The 14,271-nt window shown below is 64.7% G+C and carries 15 protein-coding genes; 2 read left to right on the plus strand and 13 right to left on the minus strand.

The window, feature by feature from the left end; translation table 11 throughout:
* Nucleotides 1-23 precede the first annotated feature (23 nt).
* The gene (locus C8N42_RS07700; RefSeq protein WP_107816020.1) at nucleotides 24-1,976 is read left to right on the plus strand and encodes a GmrSD restriction endonuclease domain-containing protein; all 1,953 of its coding nucleotides are present in this window, start codon (nucleotides 24-26) and stop codon (nucleotides 1,974-1,976) included.
* A gap of 59 nt (nucleotides 1,977-2,035) precedes the next feature.
* Here the strand turns inward: C8N42_RS07700 and C8N42_RS07705 are convergent, their stop codons facing one another.
* Nucleotides 2,036-3,031 (minus strand): LysR family transcriptional regulator, encoded by a 996-nt coding sequence (locus tag C8N42_RS07705; RefSeq protein ID WP_107816021.1) that lies wholly within the window; start codon nucleotides 3,029-3,031, stop codon nucleotides 2,036-2,038.
* 330 nt (nucleotides 3,032-3,361) lie between these two features.
* On the opposite strand from C8N42_RS07705, the gene C8N42_RS07710 reads away from it, so the two are divergent.
* Nucleotides 3,362-3,982, plus strand: coding sequence for a TetR/AcrR family transcriptional regulator (locus C8N42_RS07710; protein ID WP_107815977.1), 621 nt, complete (start codon nucleotides 3,362-3,364; stop codon nucleotides 3,980-3,982).
* Nucleotides 3,983-3,988: 6 nt separating this feature from the next.
* On the opposite strand, the gene C8N42_RS07715 is transcribed toward C8N42_RS07710, so the two are convergent.
* From C8N42_RS07715 to C8N42_RS07770, 12 genes are all read right to left on the minus strand, one after another.
* Nucleotides 3,989-4,222: a DUF2274 domain-containing protein gene (locus tag C8N42_RS07715; protein WP_107815978.1), complete on the minus strand. Its 234-nt coding sequence runs from the start codon at nucleotides 4,220-4,222 to the stop codon at nucleotides 3,989-3,991.
* A 2-nt stretch (nucleotides 4,223-4,224) separates the two neighbouring features.
* Nucleotides 4,225-5,376 (minus strand): TraB/TrbI/VirB10 family type IV secretion system protein, encoded by a 1,152-nt coding sequence (locus C8N42_RS07720; RefSeq protein WP_107815979.1) that lies wholly within the window; start codon nucleotides 5,374-5,376, stop codon nucleotides 4,225-4,227.
* The gene (trbG, locus tag C8N42_RS07725; RefSeq protein WP_107815980.1) at nucleotides 5,373-6,389 is read right to left on the minus strand and encodes a P-type conjugative transfer protein TrbG; all 1,017 of its coding nucleotides are present in this window, start codon (nucleotides 6,387-6,389) and stop codon (nucleotides 5,373-5,375) included. The genes C8N42_RS07720 and trbG overlap by 4 nt, the downstream gene beginning before the upstream one ends.
* Complete coding sequence (gene trbF, locus C8N42_RS07730; protein WP_012112711.1) at nucleotides 6,386-7,075, minus strand: conjugal transfer protein TrbF; 690 nt, start codon at nucleotides 7,073-7,075, stop codon at nucleotides 6,386-6,388. The genes trbG and trbF overlap by 4 nt, the downstream gene beginning before the upstream one ends.
* Nucleotides 7,072-8,433, minus strand: coding sequence for a P-type conjugative transfer protein TrbL (trbL, locus tag C8N42_RS07735; RefSeq protein WP_107815981.1), 1,362 nt, complete (start codon nucleotides 8,431-8,433; stop codon nucleotides 7,072-7,074). Before trbL ends, trbF begins: the two co-directional genes overlap by 4 nt.
* 3 nt (nucleotides 8,434-8,436) lie before the next feature.
* Nucleotides 8,437-8,724, minus strand: a complete 288-nt coding sequence (trbK-alt, locus tag C8N42_RS07740; protein ID WP_107815982.1) for a putative entry exclusion protein TrbK-alt — start codon at nucleotides 8,722-8,724, stop codon at nucleotides 8,437-8,439.
* 17 nt (nucleotides 8,725-8,741) lie between these two features.
* The gene (gene trbJ, locus C8N42_RS07745; RefSeq protein WP_107816022.1) at nucleotides 8,742-9,506 is read right to left on the minus strand and encodes a P-type conjugative transfer protein TrbJ; all 765 of its coding nucleotides are present in this window, start codon (nucleotides 9,504-9,506) and stop codon (nucleotides 8,742-8,744) included.
* Nucleotides 9,507-9,517: 11 nt separating this feature from the next.
* On the minus strand, nucleotides 9,518-12,061 hold the full coding sequence (gene trbE / locus C8N42_RS07750) for a conjugal transfer protein TrbE (RefSeq protein WP_107815983.1): 2,544 nt from the start codon (nucleotides 12,059-12,061) through the stop codon (nucleotides 9,518-9,520).
* 10 nt (nucleotides 12,062-12,071) lie between these two features.
* Entirely contained in the window at nucleotides 12,072-12,353 is a 282-nt protein-coding gene (locus C8N42_RS07755; protein WP_012112716.1) for a VirB3 family type IV secretion system protein, read from the minus strand.
* Nucleotides 12,353-12,685, minus strand: a complete 333-nt coding sequence (locus tag C8N42_RS07760; protein ID WP_012112717.1) for a TrbC/VirB2 family type IV secretion system protein — start codon at nucleotides 12,683-12,685, stop codon at nucleotides 12,353-12,355. Before C8N42_RS07760 ends, C8N42_RS07755 begins: the two co-directional genes overlap by 1 nt.
* A complete protein-coding gene (gene trbB, locus C8N42_RS07765) occupies nucleotides 12,682-13,614 on the minus strand; it encodes a P-type conjugative transfer ATPase TrbB (RefSeq protein WP_425430516.1) in 933 nt (310 codons plus the stop codon). Before trbB ends, C8N42_RS07760 begins: the two co-directional genes overlap by 4 nt.
* A gap of 214 nt (nucleotides 13,615-13,828) precedes the next feature.
* Nucleotides 13,829-14,266 (minus strand): ribbon-helix-helix protein, CopG family, encoded by a 438-nt coding sequence (locus C8N42_RS07770; protein ID WP_107815985.1) that lies wholly within the window; start codon nucleotides 14,264-14,266, stop codon nucleotides 13,829-13,831.
* Nucleotides 14,267-14,271: the final 5 nt, after the last annotated feature.

The following is a 14,271-nucleotide window of genomic DNA, read 5'->3' on the forward strand; positions in this document are numbered from 1 at the left end:
AAATCGACATTACGGGGGATCGAATGAAGATTTCGACGATACTGGATCACATTGATAGCGGGCACATGGCCTTGCCAGAATTCCAGCGCGGCTATGTGTGGAACCGTGATCAGGTCCGGGGCCTGTTCGATTCCCTTTATCGTCGGCATCCAGTTGGTGGCTTACTCGTCTGGGCCACCGAATCGAAGACGGCGGCTCACCGGGGCGACGGTACATTGGCGGCGGGCATCGTCAAACTGCTGCTCGATGGACAGCAGCGGATGACGACGCTCTATGGCGTCGTTCGAGGAAAGCCGCCGAAGTTCTTCGACGGAAATGCCCAGGCATTCACGGGTCTGCGATTCCACCTCGGCACGGAGACCTTTGCGTTCTACCAGCCAGTCAAGATGCAGGACGATCCCCTCTGGATCGACGTGACGAGCCTGATGCAGGCTGGAACGGCCGGGCTCGGCGCGTTCGTTTCAGAGCTATCAGCCGTTCCGGAACACGCCGCCAACGTCGGTGCCTATGTCGGCCGCCTCAGCGCCTTGCTCGGTATCACCGACATCGATCTCCACGTTGAGGAAGTTACTGGAGCGGACAAGACGCTCGACATCGTCGTGGACATTTTCAACCGGGTGAACAGCGGCGGCACCAAGCTGTCGAAGGGCGATCTCGCCCTGGCAAAGATCTGCGCCGAGTGGCCGGACGCGCGGGATTCCATGAAGGCTAAGCTCAAGGATTGGGCTGACGCCGGCTATAACTTCAACCTCGATTGGCTGCTGCGCTCGGTGAATACGGTCCTCACCGGCGAGGCCAAATTCAGCTACCTCCACGACAAAGGCGCGCTCGACATTCAGGACGGATTGAAGCGCGCCTCCAAACATATCGATACCAGTTTGAACCTCATAGCAGGGAGACTTGGCCTCGATCACGATCAGGTCTTTTTCGGTCGCTTCGGCGTTCCGGTTATGGTTCGATTGATGGACCAGAAACAGGGCACCCTCGATGCCGTTGAACGCGACAAGCTGCTCTTCTGGTTTGCACAAGCAGGAATGTGGGGTCGATTTTCGGGATCGACAGAGACTATTATCGACCAGGATTTGGGAGCCCTTGAAGGTCCAACCGGCGGTCTCGACGCGCTGCTGGAGCGGCTTCGGCTCTGGCATGGCGGCTTGCGGGTGGAGCCAGGCCATTTCACAGGCTGGAGCCTCGGAGCGCGCTTCTATCCGGTCCTCTACATGCTGACCCGCATGGGCGAGGCGCGAGATTGGGGGACGGGACTGGCCCTTAAGGCGAACCTACTGGGTAAGATGAGCCGGCTGGAAGTCCATCATATTTTCCCCAAGGCACAGCTCTATAAGAGGAATCATAGCCGGCCAGAAGTTAATGCGCTGGCGAATTTTTGCTTTCTGACAAAAGATACAAATCTGAGCATCAGCGACCGCTTGCCGGAGATCTATTTCGCGGAGGTCGAGACGAAGCATCCAGGGGCGCTGGCGTCCCAGTGGATCCCCACCGACCCCGCACTGTGGAAGATCGAGCGCTATCGCGACTTCCTCGAGGCGAGGAAGGAGCTATTGGCGGCCGAGGCGAATAAGCGCTTCGAAGAGCTGCTGCACGGGGATTCCAAGTGGTTGGGCGCGCCGATGTCGCCTGTCGTCTCAGCAGAACCTCCATTTGTCGGCGGTGTGACGAGTGAGGCCGAAGAACTGGAGCTCGAAGCCATCAACGACTGGGTCGAGGGAGAAGGGTTACCGCGCGGGCAGGTCAGCTACGACTATGCAGACCCTGATACAGGTGACCAGAAGGCCGTGTTCGATTTGGCTTGGCCCGACGGCCTCCAACCAGGACTGACCGGTCCGGTCGCGGTGCTGCTGAACGAACCCATGGATGTGTTGTCATTGGCAAGCGCTGCCGGCTTTCGCTGCTTCACCTCAGCTGCCGAGTTTCGAAGTTACGTGGCGAATGAGATCCTGAAGCTGGAGGCAGCTTGAAGAATTCTCCCCGCAGCTCATCTCCGGCAGCAGAAACGTGGGCGAACTCAGGGGCGATTTTAGCCCTTTTCAGGCGGCGGCCTGGATACGCGAGGGGTTTGGTCTATGGTGCGCGCCAGACTCAGCAGCCGCCGGCATGCGGGGTTATCGTTCCGCGCGGACCAGATCATGCTGAAAGGCAAGACCTCACCCGCGAGTTCCCGATAGGTGATTCCGGGAAATTTCGCGACGATCGTGGCTTCGCTCGTTAGTGTGATGCCGCGGCCGACAGCGACGAGCGACAGCATGTTATCGCGGCCAACGTGGTGGGACTGAATGTCGGGGTGAGAGCCCAGATCGGACAGGTGCGCGACCAGGAAGTTGTGGACCTCTTGGCCAGGCGCCACATCGCTTACGATAAACCGTTCCGCCGCCAGGTCGGGCCAACCGATTTCGGCCTTGTCTGCCAACCTATGATCGTCAGGCAGTACAACAAAGACCCTCTCGCACCACAGATGCTCGGTCTCACAGTCGTCCCAGGTCTTCGTGCCGGTGATGAAGGCAACGTCGAGATGCAGTCTCCGGACAGCGGCGACGTGCTCAGCCGGATTTCCCTCGACGGGATCGACCCTAACGTTCGGATGAAGCTTCCCGAATTGCCGCAGGAGGTCGAACAGAAAGCCGGATGCGAGCGACGAAAAGACACCGACCCTGACGTGCCCCTCTTCCGATCGCCCGACCGCAGCGACATCGCTGGCGCCCGTGTCGATTTGCCGGAGGGCCTTGCGCGCCGGCCCCAGGAATCTCTCGCCGGCGATCGTCAAGCGGACACCTCCCGCGTGGCGCTGGAACAGCGATGCGCCGAGCTCGTCTTCCATGTCCCGAATGCGGCGGCTGATCGCCGATTCTTCGATATCGAGTGCTCGGCCTGCCTTGCGGAAGCTGCCATGCTCCACGGCCGCCACGAAATACCGGAGGTGGTGGAGCTTGATGCGACTGCGCGGCAGCTCAGGTATCCGGATTTCATCTGGAGCCTTGTTGCTCCGGCGCGGACCAATGTCATCCGGCCCATCCACGATCAACTGTTCCCGTCTGCCCGTCGCGCCCCATCCGACGCCTGAGGAAGCCGAGCGCCACCTTTGATGCCTATCGAGGCTCCAGCCGCGTCATTATCCCTGCGCTGTGTCGTCATGGTTCGCTCACGCAAGAAACTTAACATTATTCAGTTTACGGTATCGTGCCGCTTGACAGCGCAGTCGTCAATGAAAATTAATGGCATTAAGTAAACTCCGGTCAGCCGTCCGCCAGCAGGAGAGAAGCAATGTTCCTTCCGAAACGATGATGCCCTGGTCCTTGGAACCGCAGTCGGCACCCGGGGCAGTCCGACCGCAGCGCGGGCGGCATTGATGGCCCGCCCGAAGAAGGAAGACGCGCTCGACATTTCCCGGAAAGCGGTCGAGGAGACCATCCGGCTTCTTGGCGAGAGGGACGATTTCGATGTGCCGCTGACGGCCGTCGCCGAGGCCGTCGGCTGTACCGCACCCGCTCTCTATGGGCATTTCCGCAACAAGGACGCGTTGCTGCGCGCCGTCCATGATGCCGGTTTCAGGCGGCTCTATGAAGAGAAACGGGCGCGGGCCAAGCACTTCAGGGCAGACCCCCTCGCCTATCTGCGCGCGTGCAGCCATGCCTATGCCCAGTTCGCGTTCGACAATCCGACCCTGTACCGCCTTATGTTTTCCCCGCCACCGAGCCTCGCAGTGGACCAGGGGCCGCTCTCGACCGATCTTGGCCGGTCGGTGCTGGAATTGGTGGTGAAGGCCATTCGCGCCTGCCAGAAACAGGGCCTTCTGCCGGGAGCGGACCCGAAGCGCTATGCTTTCACGTTCTGGGCCGCTGTTCACGGTGCAGTCTCCCTTGCGCTCCAAAACCGCGCCCCGGATGAAAAGATCAGGCAGGACGCTGCGCTCGTGGTGGTCGATACGCTCCTGGAGATCATCGCGGCCACCGCTCCTGATCGCAGCTAGTACAGGTCATTGGTGGCCGCCCGACCTGCTCCGCTTCTCCTTCGCGAAACCCCGGTCTGTGGCGATGAACCGCTCGAGCATCGGCACGATCAACTTGACCGGGTCTGTGGCGCGCTGACCGGACTCGCGCGCCAGGACCTCGGCATAAGCGACGAGATCGCGATGAAGCGGTCCGGGCAGTTCCACCGTTACCTTGACCGCTCTGTCCTCGACGATGGGTCCGAGTTTCAGCTTCGCCATGGTCAACTCCTGTAGGGTTCGAGAACGAGGTCGCGGGTGACGATCACCCTGACCGGGAAGCCCGGCCGGACGGTGAGCGTCGGCGCAACTTGCAACTGGCGCTGGATGATCTGCTGGCCGGCCTGATTGATGGTGTCCTGTGCCCCATCGCGGATGGCGCGGATCAAGCGATCCTCGTCGTTCGTGGCGAGCTCCGTCCCCACCGCAAGCAGGGTCGATAACCCCGCTGCCTTCATCAGATCCCACCAGTGGTAATCGACGCCATCTTCAAGACCGGCAAAGCCGCTGGCGTCCGCACCGGGCTGACGTTCCAGCACGATGGAGCGGCCATTGGGCAGGATCAGACGGTTCCAGACGAGCAGGACGCGTCGCTGGCCAAAGGTCACGCCGGCATCGTATTGCCCGACAATGCGGGTGCCTTGCGGGATGAGGAGCAGGCTTCCGGTCGGGCTGTCATAGACGTTCTCCGTGACCTGGGCGGTGATCTGTCCGGGCAGATCGGACCGGATGCCGGTGATCATCGCGGCCGGGATAACAGCTCCCGCCTGAAGGATGTAGGGCGACGCCGGCGCCATGATGCGATCGAGCGCAACCGTCTGGCGGTCCACAGGGCCGTTGAGGAAAGCCGTGTGCCGATCCTGTCCGGCCGTCGCGCCGGTTTGCGAGCCAAGGCCGAGACCGGCCAGACCTGGACCTTCGGTGGCAGTTGTCGTGCCCGGACCGGTTTGGAAGAAAACGCGGCTGAGGCGCGCCGCTTCTTCCTCCGCAAGCCGGCGCTGCTCCTCCGGGTCGACGGCCGGCGCCGCCACGACAGGCGGTGCGACCGGCTGTCCCCGGTTTTGCGCGTCGAGGATCGGGCCGCCGAGATCACCTGGCAAAGGTGGTCCAAGGACCGGGCCGGTATAATCCCTCGGCAGGCCGGACAGGCCATCGGCCGTGGGCCGGTTATCGGTCGAATAGAGCTCTTCGCCGCTCGTCCCCATGTCTCGGGTCTGGAGGGCGTAGACAAGCGCCCCGCCGATGCCGAGCAACGCAACGGCGCCGACGGCGGCGACCATCTTGCGGGAAAGTCGCGTGACACGGGGCGGATCGGCGCGCAGCCGCATGGGCGCGACGGCTTCCGTGCTGGTAGTGGTGGCTCTGTCCTCGGTCATGATGGCGAGTCTCCGGTCTCGCGGGCCGGCTGGGCGGCAGCCTGTCGCTGTTCGATCCGGACGATCCGGACTGTCTGTTGGCGCTCGCCACTTCCAAGGCGAAGCTCGGCTGCACCGAACAGGCGGTCGACGATCAGGATGTTCTGGCGGATGCGGCTGTTGACGATCTGCGGCTCGCCATCCGAGCCGAGCACGAAGATCGGCGGCATCTCACCCTGGACGATACCGCGCGGGAAAACGACGTAGACGTGCCGGCCATCGTCGAAGACCGAGATCGGCCGCCACGGCGGGCTGTCGCCGGTCAGGCCGTAGCGATAGTTGCGCGCCGCCTCGACCGGGATGACGGGTGCAACCGGGACCGACCGACGCTGCCCCGCCGGCGGCGCGGGATAGGCCCACGCGACGGCAGGCATGTAGAGCTCCTCGCGGGCGCGAAGCTCGATCATGTAGATGCGGCGATCGGTAGTGATGACCAGATTCGTCGAGATGTCCGGCCGCGTCGGCTTCACCAGCACATGAACCCGCCGGTGCGCACCGCTACCGCTCTCGGTATCGCCAATGATCCATCGTGCGGTATCGCCCGCCGCGATCGGCCCGGCGCCAGTCAGGCCCTCACCTGGCTCCAGGGCGATATTGGTGATCTGCCCCGGCGCCGCATAGACCTGATAGAGGGCCCCCTCGGACCACGGGTAAATCTGGATGGCGTTGTAATAGCCCTCGCGGCGCGGCTCGACGCGGGCGGCGGCATTGGCGTTCTCCACCCGTCCCGCAGGCGTGCCTGCGGCTGCACCGCCCCGCGCCACGTTCCAGGAGGGAGGCGTGTGCAGCGGACGCGGCCGGTCGTCGGTGACAGGTGCCTGTACGACGGGCAGCGGTGGCACGTCGGCATCGTAGCTGAACTGAGGAACCCGATTGGTGGCACATCCAGCCAGCGCCGTCGCGGCCAGCAAGGCCAAGATCGCGGGTTTGCAGAAAGCCGGAAAGCCGGACTTACGGATCGGCGTGCGGGTCATTGGCTCATCTCCCGCGACCAGTTGATGGCGTTGACGTAGATTCCGAGCGGATTGGCACGCAGCCGTTCGGCGTCGCGCGGCGTCTGGATCACGATGGTCAGGATCGCGGTCCAGCGCTCGGTGGTGGAGAGTTGGCCGTTCTCGTATTGGCGTTCGGTCCAGGCGACGCGGAAGGAATCCGGTGACGCCCGGATCACCGAGGAGACCTCGACCGCCACCTGCTGGCGACCAACGCGAGTGAAGGGGTCATTCGCACGGGCATAGTCGTTGAGCGCCGCCGCTCCCCGGTCGGTCGTCCATTCATAGGCGCGCAGCCAATTCTGGCGGACAATGATCGCGTCGGCCGGAATGGCCCGCACCTGCTCGATGAAGCGGCCGAGATGCCATGCGATCTGCGGGTCTGTCGGGCGATAGTCTGCGGTTGCGGGCGCTACGGTCTGCGCCTGACCGAGATTGTCCACCTGCACCACCCAGGGCACGATCGTCCCCTGCGCCGACTGCCAGACCAGGGCGGCGGCGAAGCCGGCCGAGAGGACCAGCGAGCCGAAGGCCATGTAACGCCAGTTCCTTGCCTGAACGCGAGCCGAGCCGATGCGCTCGTCCCAGACCTGCGCGGCCTTCTGGTAAGGGGTCTCGGGTTCGGGTGTTTTGCCGTAATGTGTCGATGATCGTTTGAACAGATTCATGAGCGGTCGCTTTCGGAAAGATTTACTGAAGAGCCGGAGCCGTGGCTGTCGCCGGAGCGCACGGCATGGCCCGCCATGGTCGTGCCGTGGCCAAGCGCCTGTCGGCGCTGCATCTGCTGCGCCCATGCCGGAGGACCGCCAGCGGAGGCCGAGGCCGATGCGGCGGCGGCATCGCCTGCGCCGCCGACGGTGCCCATGGAAGATGACCCGCCTGTCGCGCCGAACCCGGCGCGAACACCATCGGAGAAACTGGACCTGACGCTCTCGTTTGCCCTGGAGGCGGCGCGTTTCAGCGGCGAGGCGGCGGCGGAACCGGCTGCCCGGGCGACACCTCCAAGACCGGAGACGACACCCGCCGCACCGGACTGGCCCAGCGATCCGACGCTATAGGCGGCTGTGGCGCCTCCCGCGGCGGTCGCGCCGCCACGGACGGCCGCGGCTCCTCCCGACAGGGCTGCCGCGCCTCCCCTTGCGGCCATGCCTGCGGCGGCGCCTCCCGCCAGCACCATACCACCGGCGGCAAGCCCGGTGCCGACAGCCGAGCCGGCTCCGAGCTGCGGCCCGCCCGAGACAAGGCCCGAGGCGATACCGGGGCCGAAGATGCCGAGACCGAGAAGGGAGAGAGCGGCCAGCACGATCGCCATGGCATCGTCGATGGTAGGTGTCGCGCCGCCAAAGCCTGCGGTGAACTGGGAAAACAGCGTCGAGCCGATGCCGATGATGACGGCGAGGACGAGCACCTTGATGCCGGAGGAGACGACGTTGCCGAGCACACGCTCGGCCATGAAGGCGGTCTTGCCGAACAGGCCGAAGGGAATGAGGACGAACCCGGCAAGCGTCGTCAGCTTGAACTCGATCAGCGTGACGAAGAGCTGGATGGCAAGGATGAAGAAGGCGAGCAGCACGAGCGCCCAGGCGAACAGCAGGCAGGCGATCTGGATGAAATTCTCGAAGAAGGAAACGAAGCCCATCAGATCCGAGATCGCATCAAGCAGCGGTCGGCCTGCATCGAGGCCTGTCTGCGCGACGCGGCCGGGGCGCATCAGATCGGCAGCGGAAAAACTGGTTCCGGAGGCTTGCAGGCCGAGTCCCGCAAAGCTGTCGAAAACGATCTTCGCGAGATTGTTCCAGTTGCCGATCAGGTAGGCGAAGACACCGACGAACAGGGTCTTCTTCACCAGCCTGGCGATGATGTCGTCGTCGGCACCCCAGCTCCAGAACAGTGCCGCGAGCGTCACATCGATGACGATCAGGGTGGTGGCGATGAAGGCGACTTCGCCGCCGAGCAACCCGAAGCCGCTGTCGATATAGCTCGTGAAGACGCCGAGAAAATTGTCGATGACCCCCATCCCGCCCACGGCTCATCGCTCCCCTTCGACTGCCGGGGCGGCGGGCGCCGGAGAGCGGCCAAGGAAGCGGTCGCGGGACTCTGCCCAGGCCGAAAGGCACTCGGCATCGGTGGTGGCGGCTTCTCCGAGCCGCTGGCATCGCCGAAGCGTCAGGCGCAGAGGATCCGCCTCGGGCTGGAGCTCCGGCGCGGACCTCACCCGCGCCGGTTCCTCTTCCCGGGTCATCTCGATCACCGTGGCGGTGATCGCTATGGCGATGAATATGATCGCCCCGATCCGGGCCAGCATTTTCCCGTCCATGGGACCCCCTCCCGGGATCAGTTGCCGCTGTTGAACATCTGCGCGTTGCCCGGCTGATAGCCCGAGCCAGGTGTCAGAAAGCGCTCGCGCTGGATGCGGCCCTGTTCGGCGGCCGTCGCCCGGTCGGCCTCGTGCATGGCTGTGGCGCGGCCATTGGCGGAGATCACCGCGATGAGGTCCGAAAGCTGCTGCGATTGCAGTGCGAGAAGCTGGTTGCCCGCCTGCGTGGCTTGCAGCGCGCCGACCGCATTCTGGCTCTGATCGACCAGCGCAGACATCGCGCTGCGATTGCTGTCGATATTGCCGACCACGCCGGCCTGGACGCGCATGGCGTCCTGCAGCCCGCCGACGGTGTTTTCCCAGCGCGAACGGGCATCGGCGATCAGCTGCGCGTCGGTGGCCGAGATCGAGAGCTTGCCGTAGTCCTGCTGGAACATCCGGTCGATCTGCTGGACGTCGAAGGCGATGCTCTGAGCCTGGTTCAAGAGCTGCTGGGTGCGCTGGATGTTTTGCTGAAGCTGCTGGAGCGATGAAAACGGCAGACTCGCGAGATTACGGGCCTGGTTGATCAGCATCTGCGCTTCGTTCTGAAGCTGGGCGATCTGATTGTTGATCTGCTCCAGGGATCGAGCGGCTGTCAGCAGGTTTTCGGCATGATTGGTGGGATCGTAGACGATGCGGCCGAACCCGCCGAAGAAGGCATGTGCGGGTGTGGTGAGCACCGGCGCAAGCGGCGTCGCAAGCGCCAGGGCGAGCAGCGAGACACGCGTGAAACGGTGCATTTTGGGAAAGGTCACAGGTCGATCTCCTCTTGGCTGAACTCTTCATCGATTGAGAATTCGTCTTGGGGCCCGGCTTGGCTCGCGATGCCTGGTGCCGGCTCATCCTCCGGGTCCGAAGGCGGCCCCGGGACGAGATTGGTGAGGCGGGGGATCAGGTCGGCGGCCCAGTCCACGCCGCGATGGCGCAGCCAGACGGCGAGGAAGTCGCCGGTCCCATGCTCGGCGTGGATGCGCTCGATGGCGGCCTGATCGGATTTGGAAGATGCGGCGCAGAGCGCGAGTCCGACCTCGCTCAATCCCAGCTCGAACAGCCGGTTGCCGCGTCGCGACTGGCAATAATAGTCCCGCTTCGGGGTTGCCCGCGCGAGGATCTCGATCTGCCGGTCGTTGAGACCGAAGCGGCGATAGATGGCCGTGATCTGCGGCTCGATCGCGCGCTCGTTCGGCAGGAGCAGCCGCGTCGGGCAGCTCTCGATGATGGCGGGCGCGATCGCGCTGCCATCGATGTCCGACAGGCTCTGCGTGGCGAAAATGACCGAGGCGTTCTTCTTGCGGAGCGTTTTCAGCCATTCGCGGAGCTGGCCGGAGAAGCCGTCATCGTCGAGGGCGAGCCAGCCCTCGTCGATGATGAGCAGAGTCGGGCAGCCATCGAGCCGGTCGCCGATCCGATGGAACAGGTAGGACAGGACCGCGGGCGCCGCTCCCGTTCCAACAAGGCCCTCGATCTCGAACGCCTGCACGTCGGCGGAGCCGAGATGCTCGGTCTCGGCGTCAAGAAGACGGCCATAGGGACCGCCGACACAATAGGGTCGCAGCGCCTGTTTGAGGTCATTGGATTGCAGCAGCACGGCGAGGCCTGTGATGGTGCGTTCGCCGGGGGGCGCGGACGCCAGCGAGGACAGCGCCGTCCAGATGTGTTCCTTCACCTCCGGCGTGACGGCGACACCCTCGCGCGCCAGGATCGCGCTGATCCAGTCGGCAGCCCAGGAACGCTCATAGGCATCGTCGATGCGGGAGAGCGGTTGCAGCGACACCGAGGCGTCCGACCCATCGGTCAATCCGCCGCCCAAATCATGCCAGTTCCCGCCCATGGCGAGCGCCGCGGCTCGGATGGAGCCGCCGAAGTCGAAGGCGAAGACCTGGGCTTTCTCGTAACGGCGGAACTGGAGCGCCATCAGCGCCAGCAACACCGATTTGCCCGCGCCGGTCGGGCCGACGACGAGCGTGTGGCCGACATCCCCGATATGGAGGGAAAGCCGGAACGGCGTACTTCCCTCGGTCTTGCCATAGAGCAAGGGGGGCGCACCGAGATGGTCGTTCCGTTCCGGCCCTGCCCACACAGCACTCAAGGGGATCATGTGGGCAAGATTGAGCGTCGAGATCGGCGGCTGCCGGACATTGGCATAGGCATGACCGGGCAGAGAGCCGAGCCAGGCATCGACCGCGTTGACGGTCTCGGCCATTGCCGTGAAATCGCGGCCCTGAACGACCTTCTCGGCGAGCCGCAGCTTTTCGTCGGCGATGCGCGGATCGGCATCCCAGACCGTGATCGTGGCCGTGACATAGGCCATGCCCGCCATGTCCTGCCCGAGCTCCTGCAGGGCCATGTCGGCGTCTGCGGCCTTGTTGGACGCATCGGTGTCGACCAGCGCGGACTGCTCGTTGGTCATCACCTCCTTGACGATCGCGGCGATCGACTTGCGCTTGGCGAACCATTGCCGACGGATTCTGGTGAGCAGCCTTGTCGCCGCGAGCTTGTCGAGGAGGATCGCCCGCGTGCTCCAGCGATAGGGAAATGCCAGCCGGTTCATTTCATCCAGCAGGCCGGGCGTCGTGGCGGTGGGGAAGCCGATGATGGTGAGGACACGCAGATGCTGATCGCCGAGGCGCGGCTCCAGCCCGCCGATCAGCGGCTGGTCGGCAAGCAGCGCATCGAGATGCATCGGCACCTCCGGCACGCGCACGCGATGCCGGTTGGTGGAGATCGTCGAGTGGAGATAGGTGAGCGTCTCTGGGTCATCGAGCCAACGGCATTCAGGCATGAAGCCGTCGAGTAGGGCCAGAACGCGGTCGGTCCGATCCACGAAGCCGCGCTGCAATTCCCAGGGGTTCACGCCCGATTGCTCGCGGCCCTCATAGAGCCAGGTCTCGGCACGCGCGGACTCCTCGGCCGGCGGCAGCCAAAGGAAGGTCAGGAAATAGCCGGACACGAAATGCGCGCCGGCCTCCTCGAATGCGGCCTTGCGCTCGGCGTCGACCAAGGCCGATGCCGGGTCGGGAAACAGGCTTTCGGGATAGGTCGCGGCCTCGCTGCGCTGAGCCTCGACAAAGATCGACCAGCCGGAGCCGAGACGACGGAGGGCATTGTTGATGCGGCCAGCCACGGCGACCAGTTCGGCGGCGACCGACGAATCCAGATCCGGCCCGCGAAACTTCGCCGTTCTCTGGAAGCTGCCATCCTTGTTCAGCACCACGCCGGAGCCGGCCAATGCGGCCCAGGGCAAATAGTCTGCCAGGCGAGTGGCGGTGCGGCGGTATTCGGCCAGGTTCATCATCGCCGGGCCCTCACACCGCCAGGAAAGCCGGGATGCGCAGATGCCGGCGCCCGACTTCGACGAAGAGCGGGTCGCGCTTTGCCGCCCAGACGGCCACGAAATGTCCCACCGCCCAGATCGCCAGACCGACCAGCCAGAGGCGCAGGCCGAGGCCCACCGCCCCGGCGAGCGTTCCATTCAGGATCGCAATGGAACGGGGAGCGCCGCCCAGCAGGATGTGTTCGGTCAGCGCCCTGTGAACCGGGATGGTGAAGCCTGGCACGGCATCGAGCTGTTCGAGAACAGCCGCCATCAGATGAGCGCCCCGCCGCCGAACGAGAAGAAGGATAGAAAGAAGCTCGATGCCGCGAAGGCGATGGAGATGCCGAAGACGATCTGGATCAGTCGCCGGAAGCCGCCAGAGGTGTCGCCGAAGGCCAGCGTCAGGCCGGTCACGATGATAATGATGACGGCGATGATCTTCGCGACCGGTCCCTCGATCGATTCGAGAATGCTCTGGAGCGGCGCCTCCCAGGGCATGGATGAACCGGACGCATGCGCGGCCGGGGCCATGAACAGGCTGACATAGGTGACGGCCGCGGCTGTCGCGACGTGACGGCGCATGCGCAAGGCGTGACGGATCATTCGGGCTTCCCTTCTGAACTGGTTGCGGGGGTGATGCGGTAGTCGCCGTCAGGGCCGAGCCCTTCGACGCGCGCGAGTTCGACAAGCCTTCGCGCGGACCCGCGTCCGGCGAGGACCGCGACCAGGTCGATCGTCTCGGCGATCAGGGCGCGCGGCACGGTGATGACGGCTTCCTGGATGAGTTGTTCGAGGCGGCGTAGCGCGCCGATGCCGGAGCCGGCATGGATCGTGCCGATGCCGCCCGGATGTCCCGTCCCCCAGGCCTTGAGCAGGTCGAGCGCTTCGGCGCCGCGCACCTCGCCAACAGGGATGCGGTCCGGGCGAAGCCGCAGAGAGGAACGCACGAGGTCGGAGAGAGTCGCCACGCCGTCTTTCGTGCGCATGGCGACGAGGTTGGGCGCGGCGCATTGCAACTCGCGCGTGTCCTCGATGATGACGACGCGGTCCGAGCTGTTGGACACCTCGGCAAGAAGAGCGTTGGTCAGGGTCGTCTTGCCGGTCGAGGTGCCGCCCGCGACGAGAATATTGGCGCGCGTCGCCACCGCCTCGCGCAATGTCGCGCCCTGCTCGGCCGTCATGATGCCTGCGGCGACATAGTCGTCGAGGGTGAACACGGCGACCGCCGGCTTGCGGATGGCGAAGGCGGGCGCGGCGACGACAGGCGGCAGCAGGCCTTCGAAGCGTTCGCCGGTCTCCGGCAGCTCGGCCGAAACCCGCGGCGCTCCGGCATGCACCTCGGCGCCGACGTGATGGGCGACGAGCCGCACGATGCGTTCACCATCGGCTGCGGGCAGAATCTCCCCCGTATCGGCCAGGCCCTCGGACAACCGGTCCACCCAGATGCGGCCATCGGGATTGAGCATGACCTCGACGACCGCGGGGTCGTCCAGAAAGCGGGCGATGGCGGCTCCGAGCGCGGTGCGCAGCATGCGCGAACTGCGCGCGCGTCCTTCTGGATTGTTATGTGAAGCCGCCATCTTGTCCCCGTTCTGGCCGGGAACAATTGGGTCCTGCCCCGACGGGGACGATTAAAAGAACCCGAATTCGGGTGGATTCAACAACTCTCTTTCAGAGTAGTACTGTAGCGTGCAAATACAGGAAATCGGCGGGATTGCCCGGCACTGTCGGCTTGCTGGTCGGCCCCTATGATGGTTCCGATCGCGCGGGGCTGATATCCTCGCTGATCTCCTGCCGGAGCTGCGGTCCCGCCGCGAGGCGGCGCCCGAGCGCACGGACGAAAGCTTCATAGCGTTCACTCGCTTTCGCCCGCGCCGCCTGGGCCGCAGGCTCGGGCAGCGCCGGCGTGCTGGTGAGCCAGAAGCGCACGAAGACGGCCAGGGTTTCCACGGAGATCCCGACATCCCGTTCCAGCCTTGAAATGCGCCGGTCGATCTGGTCGAGCCGTTTGACGATGGCCGCTTCGCGACGTTCGTCGGCATCCGGCGACAGAAAGGATGCGATCGCGGCTTCCGCGATCATCGATCGGGACTGACCACGGCGCGCGGCGAATTCCGCCAACATCGTCATGATCTCGGGGTCGAGATAGACGGAGACCGGAGATTTCTTCTTGCGTGCAGTCATGGCGA

Origin of the sequence: Celeribacter persicus, from assembly GCF_003050785.1 — a bacterium.
In the GTDB taxonomy this organism is placed as follows: Bacteria; Pseudomonadota; Alphaproteobacteria; order Rhodobacterales; family Rhodobacteraceae; genus Celeribacter; species Celeribacter persicus.

Coding starts and splice junctions, on each gene's coding strand:
- C8N42_RS07715 (WP_107815978.1), bottom strand. CDS start 4,222: ATGGCGAAGCTGAAACTCGGACCCATCGTCGAGGACAGAGCGGTCAAG.
- C8N42_RS07700 (WP_107816020.1), top strand. CDS start 24: ATGAAGATTTCGACGATACTGGATCACATTGATAGCGGGCACATGGCC.
- C8N42_RS07720 (WP_107815979.1), bottom strand. CDS start 5,376: ATGACCGAGGACAGAGCCACCACTACCAGCACGGAAGCCGTCGCGCCC.
- C8N42_RS07760 (WP_012112717.1), bottom strand. CDS start 12,685: ATGATCCGTCACGCCTTGCGCATGCGCCGTCACGTCGCGACAGCCGCG.
- trbJ (WP_107816022.1), bottom strand. CDS start 9,506: ATGCACCGTTTCACGCGTGTCTCGCTGCTCGCCCTGGCGCTTGCGACG.
- trbK-alt (WP_107815982.1), bottom strand. CDS start 8,724: ATGGACGGGAAAATGCTGGCCCGGATCGGGGCGATCATATTCATCGCC.
- trbF (WP_012112711.1), bottom strand. CDS start 7,075: ATGAATCTGTTCAAACGATCATCGACACATTACGGCAAAACACCCGAA.
- C8N42_RS07710 (WP_107815977.1), top strand. CDS start 3,362: ATGGCCCGCCCGAAGAAGGAAGACGCGCTCGACATTTCCCGGAAAGCG.
- C8N42_RS07770 (WP_107815985.1), bottom strand. CDS start 14,266: ATGACTGCACGCAAGAAGAAATCTCCGGTCTCCGTCTATCTCGACCCC.
- trbG (WP_107815980.1), bottom strand. CDS start 6,389: ATGACCCGCACGCCGATCCGTAAGTCCGGCTTTCCGGCTTTCTGCAAA.
- trbE (WP_107815983.1), bottom strand. CDS start 12,061: ATGATGAACCTGGCCGAATACCGCCGCACCGCCACTCGCCTGGCAGAC.
- trbB (WP_425430516.1), bottom strand. CDS start 13,614: ATGCTGCGCACCGCGCTCGGAGCCGCCATCGCCCGCTTTCTGGACGAC.
- C8N42_RS07755 (WP_012112716.1), bottom strand. CDS start 12,353: ATGGCGGCTGTTCTCGAACAGCTCGATGCCGTGCCAGGCTTCACCATC.